Annotated in this window: 16 protein-coding genes; 8 read left to right on the top strand and 8 right to left on the bottom strand. The window is 65.6% G+C overall.

The features are described from left to right. The 6 genes from QOU61_RS08130 to napE all read right to left on the bottom strand — a co-directional run bounded on the left by QOU61_RS08130 (position 1) and on the right by napE (position 5412). Positions 1 to 1119, bottom strand: coding sequence for an ATP-dependent DNA helicase (locus tag QOU61_RS08130; RefSeq protein WP_289657590.1), 1119 nt, complete (start codon positions 1117 to 1119; stop codon positions 1 to 3). Positions 1120 to 1231: 112 nt separating this feature from the next. Further along, positions 1232 to 1870 carry a NapC/NirT family cytochrome c gene (locus QOU61_RS08135; protein ID WP_289657591.1) on the bottom strand — a complete coding sequence of 213 codons (639 nt, stop codon included), beginning with the start codon at positions 1868 to 1870 and terminating at the stop codon, positions 1232 to 1234. After that, positions 1867 to 2319: a nitrate reductase cytochrome c-type subunit gene (locus QOU61_RS08140; RefSeq protein ID WP_502876942.1), complete on the bottom strand. Its 453-nt coding sequence runs from the start codon at positions 2317 to 2319 to the stop codon at positions 1867 to 1869. Before QOU61_RS08140 ends, QOU61_RS08135 begins: the two co-directional genes overlap by 4 nt. A gap of 23 nt (positions 2320 to 2342) precedes the next feature. Further along, entirely contained in the window at positions 2343 to 4847 is a 2505-nt protein-coding gene (gene napA / locus QOU61_RS08145) for a nitrate reductase catalytic subunit NapA (RefSeq protein ID WP_289657593.1), read from the bottom strand. Positions 4848 to 4880: 33 nt separating this feature from the next. Then, complete coding sequence (locus tag QOU61_RS08150) at positions 4881 to 5201, bottom strand: chaperone NapD (RefSeq protein ID WP_289657594.1); 321 nt, start codon at positions 5199 to 5201, stop codon at positions 4881 to 4883. Between the two features lie 25 nt (positions 5202 to 5226). Further along, on the bottom strand, positions 5227 to 5412 hold the full coding sequence (napE, locus tag QOU61_RS08155; RefSeq protein ID WP_289661375.1) for a periplasmic nitrate reductase, NapE protein: 186 nt from the start codon (positions 5410 to 5412) through the stop codon (positions 5227 to 5229). Between the two features lie 249 nt (positions 5413 to 5661). Between napE and QOU61_RS08160 the strand changes: the two genes are divergently transcribed. From QOU61_RS08160 to QOU61_RS08195, 8 genes are all read left to right on the top strand, one after another. Then, positions 5662 to 6867: an LLM class flavin-dependent oxidoreductase gene (locus QOU61_RS08160; RefSeq protein ID WP_289657595.1), complete on the top strand. Its 1206-nt coding sequence runs from the start codon at positions 5662 to 5664 to the stop codon at positions 6865 to 6867. Between the two features lie 274 nt (positions 6868 to 7141). Next, positions 7142 to 8092: a sulfonate ABC transporter substrate-binding protein gene (locus QOU61_RS08165; protein WP_289657596.1), complete on the top strand. Its 951-nt coding sequence runs from the start codon at positions 7142 to 7144 to the stop codon at positions 8090 to 8092. Positions 8093 to 8131: 39 nt separating this feature from the next. Then, positions 8132 to 9085 carry a sulfonate ABC transporter substrate-binding protein gene (locus QOU61_RS08170; RefSeq protein ID WP_502876900.1) on the top strand — a complete coding sequence of 318 codons (954 nt, stop codon included), beginning with the start codon at positions 8132 to 8134 and terminating at the stop codon, positions 9083 to 9085. Between the two features lie 2 nt (positions 9086 to 9087). Further along, positions 9088 to 10260 carry an FMNH2-dependent alkanesulfonate monooxygenase gene (gene ssuD, locus QOU61_RS08175; RefSeq protein ID WP_289657597.1) on the top strand — a complete coding sequence of 391 codons (1173 nt, stop codon included), beginning with the start codon at positions 9088 to 9090 and terminating at the stop codon, positions 10258 to 10260. Next, a complete protein-coding gene (gene ssuC, locus QOU61_RS08180) occupies positions 10257 to 11063 on the top strand; it encodes an aliphatic sulfonate ABC transporter permease SsuC (protein ID WP_289657598.1) in 807 nt (268 codons plus the stop codon). The genes ssuD and ssuC overlap by 4 nt, the downstream gene beginning before the upstream one ends. 8 nt (positions 11064 to 11071) lie before the next feature. After that, a complete protein-coding gene (locus QOU61_RS08185) occupies positions 11072 to 11902 on the top strand; it encodes an ATP-binding cassette domain-containing protein (RefSeq protein ID WP_289657599.1) in 831 nt (276 codons plus the stop codon). Positions 11903 to 11912: 10 nt separating this feature from the next. Then, positions 11913 to 12491, top strand: coding sequence for a flavin reductase family protein (locus QOU61_RS08190; protein ID WP_289657600.1), 579 nt, complete (start codon positions 11913 to 11915; stop codon positions 12489 to 12491). Between the two features lie 85 nt (positions 12492 to 12576). Continuing rightward, on the top strand, positions 12577 to 12732 hold the full coding sequence (locus tag QOU61_RS08195) for a hypothetical protein (protein ID WP_289657601.1): 156 nt from the start codon (positions 12577 to 12579) through the stop codon (positions 12730 to 12732). A gap of 136 nt (positions 12733 to 12868) precedes the next feature. Here QOU61_RS08195 and flbD read toward each other — a convergent pair whose 3' ends face one another. After that, entirely contained in the window at positions 12869 to 14245 is a 1377-nt protein-coding gene (flbD, locus tag QOU61_RS08200; RefSeq protein ID WP_289657602.1) for a sigma-54-dependent transcriptional regulator FlbD, read from the bottom strand. A 51-nt stretch (positions 14246 to 14296) separates the two neighbouring features. Continuing rightward, the gene (fliN, locus tag QOU61_RS08205) at positions 14297 to 14647 is read right to left on the bottom strand and encodes a flagellar motor switch protein FliN (RefSeq protein WP_289657603.1); all 351 of its coding nucleotides are present in this window, start codon (positions 14645 to 14647) and stop codon (positions 14297 to 14299) included. Positions 14648 to 14649 lie beyond the last annotated feature (2 nt).

The following is a 14649-nucleotide window of genomic DNA, read 5'->3' on the forward strand; positions in this document are numbered from 1 at the left end:
TTACACCACGATGGAAAGCCGCTTCGCGGCGCGCGTGATGCCGGTATAGAGCCAGCGCGCGCGGCTGTCCTGGAACGCGAAGCTCTCGTCGAACAGCACGACGTCGTCCCATTGCGAGCCCTGCGACTTGTGCACGGTCAGCACGTAGCCGTAGTCGAACTCGTCATAGGGCTTGCGCTGCTCCCACGGGATCGTCTCGACGCCGCCCTCGAAGCAGTCATGCCGCACCGAGACCTTCGTCACCTTGTGCCCGAACTCCTCGTCGGGCATCAGGCGCAGGCTCAGAATGCGCGATGCCTTCGAGCGCGACTGTCCGCGTGACTTCACCCGCCACAGCCCGCCATTGAACAGGCCCTTCTTCCTGTTGTTGCGCAGGCAGACCAGCTTGTCGCCGGCGACCGGCAAGGGGTCTTCGATATTCTGGCGCTGACGCATCCGCATGTTGTAGGCGCGGCGGGTGTTGTTCCGCCCGACCAGCACCTGGTCGGCAGCCATCACGCGCTGCGGATCGAGCTCCTGGCGCGACACCACCTCGCTCTCGCCGTGGCGGCCGATCTCGAGCTCGCGGCCCTCGCGGATGTCCATCGACATCCGGACGATCGGGTCGTCCTGCGCCTGGCGGTGCACCTCGGTCAGCATCGCATCCGGTTCGGAATCGGTGAAGAAGCCGCCGCCCTGGATCGGCGGCAGTTGCGCGGGATCGCCGAGCACGAGCAGGGGGCAGTCGAACGACATCAGGTCGCGGCCCATCTCGCCGTCGACCATCGAGCATTCGTCGATCACGATCAGCCTTGCCTTGGAGGCGGGCGCGTCGTCCCACAATTCGAAGCTCGGCTGCTCGACGCCGGACTCGCGGGCGCGGTAGATCAGGGAATGGATGGTGGAGGCGTTGTCGCAACCCTTGTTGCGCATCACCAGCGCGGCCTTGCCGGTGAAGGCGGCGAATTTCACCTCGCCGTCGACGCCTTCGGCGATGTGCCGCGCCAGCGTGGTCTTGCCGGTTCCGGCATAGCCGAACAGGCGGAACACCTGCGGCGTGCCGTTCCGGCCGGGTTTTGCTTTCAGCCAGGTGGCAACGGCCTTCAGTGCGGAATCCTGGTGCGGCGAGAACGTGGTCATGGGATCTCGGTGGGGAAAAGCCGGCGGGGAGGGCCGCGACTCGCTTCACCGACAAGCTAACCATTCACCGCGCCGGCGCAAGGCATCTCCGCGCCGGTCCGCGCGGACGGTATTACTGCCAGCCTGGAACGCCGCGCATGTCCGGCAGGCGGTGGGCGATGCCCTTGTGGCAGTCGATGCAGGTCTTTTCGCCGGTGAACAGGAATCGTTGGTGGGCGACTGAGGCGCGCGGCGACTGGCGGGTGATGTCCATCGACTCGGTGCTGTGGCAGTTGCGGCACTCGAGCGAATCATTGGCCTTGAAGCGGGCCCATTCGTGCAGCGCCAGCTCCAGCCTTTGATCGATGAATTTCTCGCGGGTGTCGATGCTCCCGAACAGATGGCCCCAGACCTCCTTGGAGGCCTGCATCTTGCGTGCGATCTTGTCGGTCCAGTTGTGCGGGACATGGCAGTCCGGGCAGCTCGCGCGCACGCCGGAGCGGTTGGTGAAGTGGATGGTCGACTTCAGCTCGGCGAACACGTTGTCGCGCATCTCGTGACAGCTGGTGCAGAACTTCTCGGTGTTGGTGAGCTCCAGCGCGGTGTTGAAGCCGCCCCAGAAGATCACGCCGGCAACGAAGCCCGCGAGCACCAGCACGCCCAGTCCGAATACCGAGCTCGGGCGGCGCAGCACATCCCACAACTCGATGACGAAGGCCCAAACCCGCGCGAGCCGCCCTGGGCGCGGGGCTGGCTTGTCAACCGGGTTCATCGCCGGCCACCGGGAGCTGCGCGGGAGAGCATGGTGTCGATATCGACGAAATCATTGCTGACCGGCGGGGTGGTGACGTTCTGCGGCACGTGGCATTCGGTGCAGAAGAAGCGCCGCGGCGAGATCGAGGCCAGGAATTGCCCGTCGCGGTCCATGAAGTGCGTGATGCTCACCATCGGTGCCTGGGACTCGCCGATGCGGGCGCGGGCATGACAGGACAGGCACTTGTTGCCCTGGATGTCGATCTGGTAGCCGTCGATCGAATGCGGGATCACCGGCGGCTGTTCGGGATAATTGCGCGTTTCCCGTTCCGCTGTGTTGCGCATCGGCGTCATCGGCGGCGCCGGCCCTTCGTCGTCGAGCGGCGTCGGCCCGCGCAGGCCGGAGTTCAGCGTTTGCGCGCAGAGCGCGCCGGATCCGGCCGCGATCGCGGCGGCAAGCAGCAGCATGGCGGCGGTTCTGGTCATGGCAGTCACACCCGCTCGATGCGCACGGCGCATTTCTTGAAATCGGCTTGCAGGGAGATCGGGTCGGTCGCGTCCAGGGTTACCTTGTTGATCAGCTTGGATTCGTCGAACCAGGGCACGAAGACGAGACCACGTGGCGGCCGGTCGCGGCCGCGGGTCTCGACGCGGGCGCGGATGAAGCCGCGCCGCGAGATCACTTTCACCTCGTCGCCGCGCCTGAGCTTGGCTTCCTGCGCGTCGTCGGGATGCATGAAGCAGACCGCCTCGGGAAATGCCCTGTAGAGCTCGGGGACGCGGCGGGTCATGGTGCCGGAGTGCCAGTGCTCCAGCACGCGGCCGGTCGACAGCCAGAACGGATAGTCGTCGTCGGGCGATTCCGCTGGCGGCTCATAGGGCAGGGCGAAGATGCGCGCCTTGCCGTCGGGATAGCCGTAGAACTGCACACCGGCGCCCTGCGTCACGTAGGGGTCGGAGCCCTCGCGGAAGCGCCAGCGCGTTTCCTGGCCGTTCACCACCGGCCAGCGCAACCCGCGCGCCTGATGATAGGCGTCGAACGGCGCGAGGTCGTGGCCATGGCCGCGGCCGAACGAGGCATATTCCTCGAACAGCCCCTTGTGGACGTAGAAGCCGAACGCCTTCGACTCATCGTTGGCGTAGCCTTCCTCGATGTCGGAGACCGGAAACTTGTCGACCTCACCGTTCCTGAACAGCACGTCGAACAAGGTCTTGCCGCGATAGTCCGGCTTCTTCGCGATCAGCTCCTCCGGCCAGACCTCCTCGACCTTGAAGCGCTTGGAGAATTCCATGAGCTGCCAGAGATCGGAGCGGGATTCGCCGGGCGCGCTGACGAGCTGGTGCCAGAACTGGGTGCGCCGTTCGGCATTGCCGTAGGCGCCTTCCTTCTCCACCCACATCGCGGTGGGAAGAACGAGGTCCGCCGCGAGCGCCGTCACCGACGGATAGGCGTCCGACACCACGATGAAATTGTCGGGGTTGCGGAATCCCGGATAGGTCTCCTCGTTGGCATTGGGGCCGGCCTGCAGGTTGTTGTTGACCTGCACCCAGTAGGCGTTGAGCAGCCCGTCCTTGAGCATGCGGCTTTGCAGCACGGCGTGATAGCCGGGCTTGTCGGGAATGGTGCCCTCCGGCAGCTTCCAGATGCGTTCCGCCTTGTCGCGATGCTCCTTGTTGGTGACGACCATGTCGGCGGGCAGGCGATGGGAGAAGGTGCCGACCTCGCGCGCGGTGCCGCAGGCGGAAGGCTGGCCGGTGAGCGAAAACGGGCTGTTGCCCGCCTCCGCTATTTTTCCGGTGAGCAGGTGAATGTTATAGACGAGGTTGTTGCACCAGACGCCGCGGGTGTGCTGGTTGAACCCCATGGTCCAGAAGCTGACGACCTTTGTCTTCGGATCGGCGTAAAGCTCGGCGAGCGCCTCGAGCCGGTTGAGCGGCACGCCGGACATTTCGGCGGCTTTCTGCAGCGAATAGTCGGAGACGAACTTCGCATATTCCTCGAAGCTCATGTCGGTCGAGTCGTTCGGATTGGCCGCGCCCTTTGCTTTCTTCTGCAGCGGATTGTCCGGCCGCAGACCATAGCCGATGTCGGTCTGGCCGCGCTTGAACAGGGTATGCGCGGCGACGAAATCCTTGTTAACCCTGCCAGTCTTGATGATGTGGTTGGCGATGGCATTAAGCAGGTAGAGGTCGGTCTGCGGCTTGAACACCATGCCGATGTCGGCAAGGTCGAACGAGCGGTGTTCGAAGGTCGACAGCACGGCGACCCGCACGTGCGGCGCCGACAGACGACGATCGGTCACCCGCGTCCACAGGATCGGGTGCATCTCCGCCATGTTGGAGCCCCACAGCACGAAGGCATCGGCGGCTTCGATGTCGTCATAGCAGCCCGCGGGCTCGTCGATCCCGAAGGTGCGCATCATCCCTGCGACGGCGGAAGCCATGCAGTGGCGCGCATTGGGGTCGATATTGTTGGTGCGGAAGCCGGCCTTGAAGAGTTTCGAGGCTGCGTAGCCTTCCCAGATCGTCCATTGCCCCGAGCCGAACATGCCGACGCCGGACGGCCCGCGCTTCTTCAGCGCGGCCTTGAATTTTTCCGCCATGATGTCGAAGGCTTCGTCCCAGGAGACCGGCGTGAATTCGCCATCCTTGTCGTACTTGCCACCCGTCTTGCGCAGCATTGGCTGGGTCAAGCGGTCGTGCCCGTACATGATCTTGGAAAGGAAATAGCCTTTCACGCAGTTGAGGCCGCGATTGACCTCGGCCTTGATGTCGCCATGGGTGGCGACGACGCGGTTATCCTTGGTCGCGACCATCACGCTGCAGCCGGTGCCGCAGAAGCGGCACGCGGCCTTGTCCCATTTCAATTCACTGGCGTCGCGCTCGGTGACCAGGTTGGCCGCCAGCGCGGGCCCGGGCATCCCGCCGGCCGCGGCCGCAATCGCAGCGGCTTCGAGCTTGAGAACCTGGCGGCGATCGAGCTTCGGTGCGGTCATGAGTGTTCTCCCGGCCTTCGGCCGTTGCGGCTTCTAGCCTGCATCGATGGCGTGAAAGACGAGCGAGGCGGAGTGGACATGTGGCAACAGCGCGATGGTGTTGAGCGTCGCGCCAAGTGATCCCGCATCCGGCGCGTCGACCACGACCACCAGCTTGCCGCGCGGATCGCGCGCGTAGACTTCGCAGCCGCTCAAGCCGGCGATGACGCTCTCGACCTCGGCCAGGCGCTCGGGGCGGGCCTGCACGAGGATGCTTGCGATCTCTCCGCCGGGAGGCGCGATGACGCGATCGGCGCTAAGCACGCGGCCGGTTATCAGGCTGCGGCGGTCGATGGTGATCTGAGGTTGGCGCACGTCTGCTGGTTCCTAGGATGAGCGCTCAATGCGCTGGGGGCGGACCGGGTGGTCCGGCGACCATCTGATAGATCCACACGGCGAGGCCGTAGCTGCCGACCGTCGCCACCGCCAAGGCGGGCATCAGCACCGCGGTCAGAAACAGGAACGCGAAGATTTCCATGCGCCTGCGGCGCGGCCGTCCACCCACGTCGTCGCCCGCGGCCGACATCTCAAATCTCTCTGCCATGTTGGGATCAGACGGCGTCCGGGCCGTTACCTGCCGCCACTTTAGGCAGCCGCTGTTCCTCATCGTTGATCTGGATCAATGAATCGACAGGCGCGGCCCTGCGGGAACAGTTTGTCGCAGAGCAACATCACCGGGCGGCCGCCTGCCGCAAGACCTATGCCTGCGCGTGGACTTCGCGCTTGCGCCGACTACAATGGAACAAAACAACAAGTTCGCGCTTGCGGAGGCGCCATGAAGTTCGGCATTTTCTATGAATTGCAGCTGCCGCGCCCATGGCAGGACGGCGACGAACTCAGGCTCTACCAGGACGCGCTGACCCAGCTCGAGACCGCCGACCGGCTCGGCTACGATTATGCCTGGGTGGTGGAGCATCATTTTCTCGAGGAATATTCGCATTCGCCGGCCCCGGAATCCTTTCTGGCTGCCGCGAGCCAGCGCACCAAAAACATCCGGCTCGGCCACGGCATCTTCCAGCTCACCACCAATCATCCGGCGCGTGTCGCCGAGCGCGTCGCGGTGCTCGACCTGCTCAGCCGCGGACGCTGCGAGTTCGGCATGGGCGAGAGCGCCTCGATCACCGAGCTCGAGCCGTTCGGTCGCGACATGGAGACCAAGCGCGCGGTGTTCGAGGAAGCTGTCGCCGCGATCTTCCCGATGTTCTCCAGGGGCGCCACAGAGCATCACGGAAAATATTTCGACATGCCGCTGCGCAACGTGGTGCCGAAGCCGGTGCAGAAGCCCCATCCGCCGCTGTGGATGGCCTGCTCGCAGCTGCCGACCATCGAGCGCGCCGGGCGATGCGGCTTCGGCGCGCTCGGCTTCCAGTTCGTGAGCGCGGACGCGGCCCATGCCTGGGTCCACGCCTATTACAACGCGATCACGCGCCGGCTGAAGAAACTCGCCGACTACGAGATCAACCCGAACATCGCGCTGGTGTCGTTCTTCATGTGCGCGAAGACCGACGAGGAGGCGCGCGCCCGCGCCGACGGCGCGACCTTCTTCCAGTTCGCGCTGCGCTACTATGGCGCTTCGCAGAACCGGCAGCGGCCGGCGCCGGGCACCGTCAACATGTGGGACGAATATAACAAGTGGAAGCGCGACAACCCGCAGGCGCAGGAGCAGGCGCTGCGCGGCGGCCTCATCGGCTCACCCGAAACCATCGCCAGGAAATTGCGACGCTTCCGCACCTCGCATATCGACCAGGTGATCCTGCTCAACCAGGCCGGCAAGAACACGCACGAGCACATCTGCGAATCGCTCGAACTGTTTGCGCGCGAGGTGATGCCTGAGTTCCAGCTCGATCCCGAGCACGAGGCCTGGAAGGCGGGCGTCATGAGCGGGGCGATCATGCTCGATGAAATCGACACGCAGGCGTTCACCGATCGCTACGGCAAGCTTGGCGTCGAGCTCGCCTCGCGAGCCGCCTCGACGGGGTGAGGCCATCGCGCAGGCGCAAGCCGCGTCGCTTCACATCCTCTTGAGCGCGCAGCATTCACATATTTCGTGATCAGGAATCCGTGCGCTGAACGCATCAGCAAAAATGCGCCGCGACTGATCCTCTCCCGGCAATAAACGCTTCGCACCCGGTGCCTCGGATAGCACCGTCATTGCTATTTTTGCAGAGCACTCGACACGCGAAGAGCACGCCACCATCATTTTCCGGAGCGCAGTGATCGCAACCGCGATGCAGTCGTGGCGGGAGTTGTTGGAAATGCAGCGTCGTGAGTTCCTCAAGATGTCGCTGGGCGGCGCAGCCGCGGCTGCCATGCCGCTTGGCGCGCACGCCGAGGGCAGCCTGAAGGAGATTCGTGTCGGATATCAGAAGAACGGCGTGCTGGTTATCGCGCGACAGCAGGCAACGCTGGAAAAACATTTCAATCCGCTCGGCGTCGACGTGAAATGGGTCGAATTCTCGTCGGGCCCGCCGATGATGGAGGCGATGAATTCCGGCAGCGTCGATTATGGCGCGGTCGGCGACTCGCCGCCGGTTTTTGCGCAAGCCGCGGGCGCAGCCATCGTCTATGCGGCCGGCCAGCCCATCACGAACGGCCAGGGCATCCTGGTGCAGCGCAATTCCGATATCAGGACGATCGCCGACCTCAAGGGGAAGCGCGTCGGCTTCACCAAGGGCTCCAGCGCTCACAACATCGTGGTGCAGACGCTGGAAAAGGCAGCGCTCACCTATAACGACATCTCTCCGGTCTATCTGGTGCCGCCGGATGCCGGCGCCGCCTTCGCCAACGGCAGCATCGACGCCTGGGCGATCTGGGACCCGTATTTCGCGATCGGCGAGACGAAGCAGAACGGGCGCGTGCTGGTCAACGCCCACGAGATCACCAAGACCAACTCGTTCTATATCGCCAACCGCGACTTCGCGAAGAACCACGGCGCGGTCCTGCAGCAGATCATCGACGTGACCACGTCGACGGCGAAATGGGCGGAGACGCATCGCGACGAGGTGGCGCGCGCGCTCGCCACGGTCACTGGCGTCCCGCTCGAGATCCAGACGCTGGCGGCCAGTCGTTCCGCGTTCGTGGTCGGGCCGATCACCGACGACATCGTCACGACCCAGCAGGGCGTGGCCGACCGGTTCTTCAAGCTCGGCCTCATCCCGAGGCCGATCGCGATCCGCGACATCGTGTGGCGCAACCCCCAGAGCTGATCCCGCACGCCCCTGGATCGCGATCAAAGAGGATTTTCCATGACCCATTTCGTTCGACGCCTGATTGCCAGCGCGATGCTGTCGATCGGTATCGTTGCGGCCTCCGTCGGAGCCTCCTACGGACAGGACAAGGTGGTCCGCATCGGCTTCCAGAAATACGGCAAGCTGGTGCTGCTGAAAGGCAGGGGCACGCTCGAGGAGAAGCTCAAGGCGCTCGGCTACAAGGTGGCATGGACTGAATTTCCGTCCGGACCGCCGCTGCTCGAGGCGCTCAACGTCGGCGCGATCGATTTCGGCATCGCCGGCGAGACGCCGCCGATCTTTGCCCAGGCCGCCGGCGCGCCGCTGGTCTATCTCGCCTACGATCCGCCGGCGCCGCAGGGCGAGGCGATCCTGGTGCCGAAGGACAGTGCGCTGAAATCGGTGGCGGAGCTGAAAGGCAAGAAGGTCGCGCTGAACAAGGGCTCCAACGTCCACTACCTCCTGGTCAAGGCGCTGGAGAAAGCGGGCCTCAAATATACCGACATCCAGCCGGTGTTCCTGGCGCCATCCGACGCGCTCGCCGCCTTCACGCGCGGTGCGGTCGACGCCTGGGTGATCTGGGACCCCTACGAGGCGGCGGCCGAAGCCTCCACCGGCGCGCGCATCCTGGCCGATGGCACCGGTCTCGTCGCCAACCACCAGTTCTATTTCTCGTCGAAGAAATTCCTCGCCGACAACGCAAAGGCGGTCGATGTCGTGCTGGAAGCGTTGAGCGAGGCCGACGAATGGACGAAGAGCAACATCGATGCCGCCGCCGAGCAGTTGGCCCCATCGGTCGGCCTGCCGGCGCCCGTGCTCGCCGTCTCGCTGAAGCGTGAGTCCTACGGCATCCGCCCGATCAGCGACGAGGTGATCGCGAGCCAGCAGCGCATCGCCGACACGTTCCTGGCCCTCGGCCTGCTGCCGAAGGCCGTCACCGTTTCCGAGCTTCAGCGCAAATCAGGATCATGACCATGAGCACCCATGCTCCCTCGAAAGCCAATATCCTCTGGTTCCTGCCGACCCACGGCGACGGCCATTATCTCGGCAGCTCCGTCGGCGGCCGCGAGGTGAACTTCAATTATCTGCGCCAGATCGCGCAGGCCGCCGATCAGCTCGGCTATTTCGGCGTGCTGCTGCCGACCGGGCGAAGCTGCGAGGATTCCTGGGTGGTCGCCTCGACGATCGCGCCGTGGACCGAGCGGCTGCGTTACCTGGTCGCGGTGCGTCCCGGCCTGCAATCGCCTTCCGTGGCCGCGCGCATGACCGCGACCCTCGACCGCGTCTCCAACGGGCGCCTCCTGATCAACGTCGTCACCGGTGGCGATCCGGTCGAAAACAAGGGCGACGGCATCTTCCTGAACCATGACGAGCGCTACGAGGTGACGCGCGAGTTCCTCAACGTCTACAGCGACCTTCTGGCGGGCAAGACGGTCAATGTCGAGGGCAAGCACATCCGCATCGAGGACGGACGGCTGCTGTTCGCTCCGGTGCAGTCGCCGCGGCCGCCGCTCTATTTCGGCGGATCGTCGGATGCCGGCATCGACGTCGCGGTCGATACCGTCGACAAATACCTGACCTGGGGCGAGCCGCCGGCGCAGGTCGCCGACAAGGTGGCGCGCGTGAAGGCGGCCGCCGTCGCACGCGGCCGAAAGCCCTCCTTCGGCATCCGCCTGCACGTGATCGTCCGTGAGACCAGCGAGGAGGCCTGGCGGGCCGCCGACGACCTGATCAAGCATGTCACCGACGAGACGGTCGCTTCGGCGCAAAAGATTTTCGCCCGCATGGACTCCGTAGGCCAGCAGCGCATGCTGCAGCTTCATGGCGGGCGCCGCGACCAGCTCGAGATCAGCCCCAATCTCTGGGCCGGCGTTGGCCTCGTGCGCGGCGGCGCCGGCACTGCGCTGGTCGGCGATCCCCAGACCGTCGCCGCGCGGATCAGGGAGTATCAGGATGTCGGCATCGATACCTTCATCATGTCGGGATACCCGCATCTGGAGGAAGCCTATCGTTTCGCCGAGCTGGTGTTCCCGCTGCTGTCGCTGGAGCAGCCCGGCAATGTGACGCCGATCCGCGTCAACACCGGGCCGTTCGGGGAGACCATCGGCAACGACTACCGGCCACAGAAGCAGGCCGCACAATCATGAGTCTGATTGAGAGTCTTCCCCGCGTTCGCGCGCTGAAAGTGCCGCGCGCCGACGGGCTGATCCCCTGGATCGTGCCGCTGGCCATTCTCGTGGTCTGGCAGGTCGCCTGCTCCACCGGCTTCGTGCCGGCGCGCGTGCTGCCGGCGCCGAGCGATGTCGCGCTGGCCGGATGGAAGCTGCTGAAGTCAGGCGAACTCTTCCGCAACATCTGGGTGAGCTTCTGGCGCGCCGGCGTCGGCTTCCTGATCGGCGGCGCGATCGGATTTGCGTTCGGGCTTGCCAACGGCCTGTCGCAGCTTTCCAGCAAGCTCACCGACACGACGCTGCAGATGGTGCGCAACATTCCGCATCTGGCGCTGATCCCGCTCGTCATCCTGTGGTTCGGCATCGACGAGACGGCCAAGCTGTTCCTGGTGGCGCTCGGCGTGTTCTTCCCGATCTACATCAACACGCTGCACGGCATCCGCACCGTCGATCCGCAGCTGATCGAGATGGGCCGGATCTACGGCATGAGCGATGGCGAGCTGTTCCGTCGCGTGATCTTTCCCGGCGCGCTGCCGTCGATCTTCGTCGGCCTGCGCTTCGCGCTCGGCATCATGTGGCTAACCCTGATCGTGGCGGAGACGATCGCCGCCTCATCCGGCCTCGGCTACATGGCGATGCAGGCACGCGAATTCATGCTGATCGACGTGGTCGTGCTCAGCATCCTGATCTATGCCCTGCTCGGCAAGCTCGCCGACAGCGCTTCGCGTGTGCTGGAGCGGCTGACGCTGTCCTGGCACCCGGCGTTCCAGAAGAAGTGAGAATAGAAATGCAGGAAGCCCTTCGCTTTCGTCTTTCCGGCGCCGAGCCCGTCGAGCACGCCGATTTCGTCGCGCGGGCGCGGCAGCTGCGGAAGGGCTCGGCTTCGTCGCGCGGGCTGCCGCTGACGATCCGGGATTTACGCAAGTCGTTCGGTGACAACGAGGTGCTGCGTGGCGTCGACCTGCATATCCCGGCGGGCCAGTTCGTCGCCGTGGTCGGCCGCAGCGGCTGCGGCAAGAGCACGCTGTTGCGCCTGATCGCGGGCCTCGAGACCGCCGATGCCGGCACGATCAGCTTCGGCGAGGCAACCCGGCCCGAGGACATCAGGGTGATGTTCCAGGAGCCGCGGCTGCTGCCCTGGGCGCGGGTGCTGGCCAATGTCGAGGTCGGGCTGCGTCGTGACCGTACCGCGCGCGATCCCGCTCGCGCCGCAAAGGCGTTGCGCGAGGTTGGCCTCGCCGAGAAGAGCGGGCAATGGCCCGCGGTGCTGTCCGGCGGCCAGAAGCAGCGCGTCGCGCTGGCGCGGGCGCTGGTCAGCGATCCGCGCGTGCTCGCCTTCGACGAGCCGCTCGGCGCGCTCGACGCGCTGACGCGCATTTCAATGCAGCAGCTGCTGGCGCGGGTCTGGGGCGAGCAGGGCTTTACCGCGATCCTGGTGACGCATGACGTTTCCGAAGCAGTGGCGCTTGCCGATCGAATCCTCGTGATCGAGGACGGCCGCATCGCGCTCGATGTCGATGTCGATATCGTCAGGCCGCGCGAGCGCGGCGCGACAGAGCTGGCCGCGCTGGAAGGCTCGATCCTGCGGCATCTGCTGGGCAGGACGGAACGAGAGTAGGAGAGATGCCATGAACAGCGTGGTCCGCACCATCAGGATCGATCGCGAGGCGCCGGCTGCCGATTTCCGCAGCGCCATGCGGCATCTCACCGGCGGCGTCGCCGTCATCACCGCGGGCCGCGGCAGGGACATCTCGGGAATGACGGTCACCTCGGTGACCTCGCTCGCGGTCGATCCGCCCTCGCTGCTCGTCGCGATCAACCGTTCGGCCTCGTCCTGGCCGCTGATCAGGCAGCATGGCTTCTTCGGCGCGAACATCCTCGCCGCCGATCAGCTCGAAGTCGCCGAGCGGTTTACCGGCAAGGACGGGCGCAAGGGCGCCGAGCGCTTTGCCGGCGCCGAATGGGTCACGCGGGCTTCCGGCGTGCCGCTGCTTGCGGGCGCGCTGGCCGCGATCGATTGCGAGGTCGAGGATATCGTCGAACGCCACTCCCATGGCATCGTGATCGGGCGTGTGCTGGACGTGCAGCTGTCGCCGCGCCGCGCGGCGCTGGCCTATTGGCACGGCCAATATGTCGCGATCGACCAGGACGACGACGCGGTCCGGCTGGCCGAGGTCAGCCTGCCGCCGCCGCGCACCGTCAGATAGCGGGGCCCCGGGGCTTCGTCGGACTGGCGTTTTGCCGGTCAGCGATCTAAAAGCGCGATCGTTTTGTATCGGAGCGCGTCGCGCCATGAAACGGATCGCAGTCTGGGCGTTCTACGCGGTCGGCACGCTCGCGATTCTTTATCTCGCGCTCTACGCCTATGCCGCCTTCACGCATCGCGGCTTTGAGCCGGGCGATCCCATCCACATCTTCCGCAAGCCCGATGCGCCGGACTATTCGTGATCTCGTGGGATAGCCGCTTCCGTCATGGCCCGCGCAAGCGGCGCATCCGGTATTCCGTGGCGTCGACCGAATCTTATCACGATCGCCACGGTATACTGGATCGCCCGGTCAAGCCGGGCGATGACCGAGGGGAAGACTACCCCGCCGCGGCGCGGTGATAGTCGCCGGATGCCGGCGGCGGGATCGGCAGGCCGCCATCGGCGTATTCGTTCAGCTTGTTGCGCAGTGTGCGGATCGAAATGCCGAGGATGTTGGCGGCATGGGTGCGGTTGCCGAGGCAGTGCTTCAGCGTCTCCAGGATGAGATCGCGCTCGACGTCGGCGACGGTGCGGCCCACCAGCGCGCGCGTCACCTGCTCGGCGGCCATGGTCGCATGCGCCACCGCCGGCACCGTCCTTGCAATGTCGAGGCGGTCGCCGTCGGGGGTGAGGATCGCGTCGGCGCCGATCTCGTCGCCCTGCGCCATCAGCACGGCGCGGTGAATGGTGTTCTCGAGCTCGCGAACATTGCCTTGCCAGCGGTTTGCCGTCAGCACCCGCCTGGCGTCGGCCGACAGCGGCCGCAGCGGCACGCCGTTGGCTTGCGAATATTTGCGCGCGAAGTGCTGCGCCAGCTCCATGACGTCGGCCGGCCGGTCGCGCAAGGGAGGGATCTTCAGATTGACCACGTTGAGCCGGAACAGCAGGTCCTCGCGGAAGGTGCCGTCGCGCACCGCCTCGCCAAGGTTGCGGTTCGAGGTGGCGATGATGCGGATGTCGATGGCGACAGGCTTGTTGCCGCCGACGCGGTCGATCACGCGCTCCTGGATCGCGCGCAACAGCTTCGACTGCAGCCGGACGTCCATTTCGGAGATTTCGTCGAGCAGCAGCGTGCCCCCGGTCGCTTCCTCGAACTTGCCGATGCGACGGGCGACCGCGCCGGTGAAGGCGCCTTTCTCATGGCCGAACAGCTCGGATTCCAGCAGGTGCTCGGGGATCGCGGCGCAGTTGATCGAAATGAACGGGCGCTTGGCGCGCGTGGAGCGGCTGTGGACGTAGCGGGCGAGCACCTCCTTGCCGGTGCCGGATTCGCCGGTGATCATCACGGAGGCATCCGAGCCCGCGATCTGCTGGGCGAGCTTGATCACCCGGCCCATGGCGTCGTCGCGATAGACCAGCTCGCGGGAGTCATTGGCGACGGCGGCAAGCACCGCCGCGATCAGCTCAGGGTCCGGCGGCAGCGGGATATATTCCTTGGCGCCGGCATGGATCGCTGCGACGGCCGCGCGTGCGTCGGAGGAGATGCCGCAGGCAACGATCGGCACGTGGATGTGCTCGGCGTCGAGCCGGATCACCAGGTCGCGGATGTCGAGGCCGACATCGACCAGCAGGAGGTCGGCGCCCTTGCCGCCGCGCAGCACGGCCATCGCCTGCTCGTTGCCCTCCGCATGGGTCACGGAGGCGCCGTTCTCCATGGCGATCTTGGTCGCGGTGGTGAGCTGGCCCTTCAATGTGCCAACGATGAGAAGCCGCATGTCTGTCTCCTGTCCGTCTGTCGGCGCGGCTTGCGCGCCTCGTCCTGATCGTTAGGTGCTTGCCTTGATGATTTCCGTCATGGTGACGCCGAGCTTGTCTTCCACCAGCACCACCTCGCCGCGCGCGACCAGGCGGTTGTTGACGTAGATGTCGATCGCCTCGCCGACGCGGCGGTCGAGCTCGAGCACGGTGCCGGGGCCGAGCTTCAACAGCTCGCCGACCTCCATCTTGGAGCGGCCGAGCACGGCCGAGACCTGCACCGGCACGTCGAACACCGCTTCGAGGTCGGCGGCGATGCGGGCGGCGTTCTCGTCCTCGTGATAGGCGATGTCGTCGGACGAGGGCGCGGTCGCCGGCGCGTTGAGATCGGGAAGGGGTACTTGGCTGTCGGTATCGCTCATGG

It is taken from the genome of Bradyrhizobium sp. NP1 (genome assembly GCF_030378205.1).
Lineage (GTDB): Bacteria > Pseudomonadota > Alphaproteobacteria > Rhizobiales > Xanthobacteraceae > Bradyrhizobium.

What these genes read in the sequence shown, in the direction of transcription:
- QOU61_RS08185 (WP_289657599.1), top strand. Translation starts at nt 11,072, where the DNA reads ATGCAGGAAGCCCTTCGCTTTCGTCTTTCCGGCGCCGAGCCCGTCGAG.
- QOU61_RS08140 (WP_502876942.1), bottom strand. Translation starts at nt 2,319, where the DNA reads ATGCTGCTGCTTGCCGCCGCGATCGCGGCCGGATCCGGCGCGCTCTGC.
- napA (WP_289657593.1), bottom strand. Translation starts at nt 4,847, where the DNA reads ATGACCGCACCGAAGCTCGATCGCCGCCAGGTTCTCAAGCTCGAAGCC.
- QOU61_RS08160 (WP_289657595.1), top strand. Translation starts at nt 5,662, where the DNA reads ATGAAGTTCGGCATTTTCTATGAATTGCAGCTGCCGCGCCCATGGCAG.
- ssuC (WP_289657598.1), top strand. Translation starts at nt 10,257, where the DNA reads ATGAGTCTGATTGAGAGTCTTCCCCGCGTTCGCGCGCTGAAAGTGCCG.
- QOU61_RS08135 (WP_289657591.1), bottom strand. Translation starts at nt 1,870, where the DNA reads ATGAACCCGGTTGACAAGCCAGCCCCGCGCCCAGGGCGGCTCGCGCGG.
- flbD (WP_289657602.1), bottom strand. Translation starts at nt 14,245, where the DNA reads ATGCGGCTTCTCATCGTTGGCACATTGAAGGGCCAGCTCACCACCGCG.
- QOU61_RS08165 (WP_289657596.1), top strand. Translation starts at nt 7,142, where the DNA reads ATGCAGCGTCGTGAGTTCCTCAAGATGTCGCTGGGCGGCGCAGCCGCG.
- QOU61_RS08130 (WP_289657590.1), bottom strand. Translation starts at nt 1,119, where the DNA reads ATGACCACGTTCTCGCCGCACCAGGATTCCGCACTGAAGGCCGTTGCC.
- napE (WP_289661375.1), bottom strand. Translation starts at nt 5,412, where the DNA reads ATGTCGGCCGCGGGCGACGACGTGGGTGGACGGCCGCGCCGCAGGCGC.
- QOU61_RS08170 (WP_502876900.1), top strand. Translation starts at nt 8,132, where the DNA reads ATGACCCATTTCGTTCGACGCCTGATTGCCAGCGCGATGCTGTCGATC.
- ssuD (WP_289657597.1), top strand. Translation starts at nt 9,088, where the DNA reads ATGAGCACCCATGCTCCCTCGAAAGCCAATATCCTCTGGTTCCTGCCG.
- fliN (WP_289657603.1), bottom strand. Translation starts at nt 14,647, where the DNA reads ATGAGCGATACCGACAGCCAAGTACCCCTTCCCGATCTCAACGCGCCG.
- QOU61_RS08190 (WP_289657600.1), top strand. Translation starts at nt 11,913, where the DNA reads ATGAACAGCGTGGTCCGCACCATCAGGATCGATCGCGAGGCGCCGGCT.
- QOU61_RS08195 (WP_289657601.1), top strand. Translation starts at nt 12,577, where the DNA reads ATGAAACGGATCGCAGTCTGGGCGTTCTACGCGGTCGGCACGCTCGCG.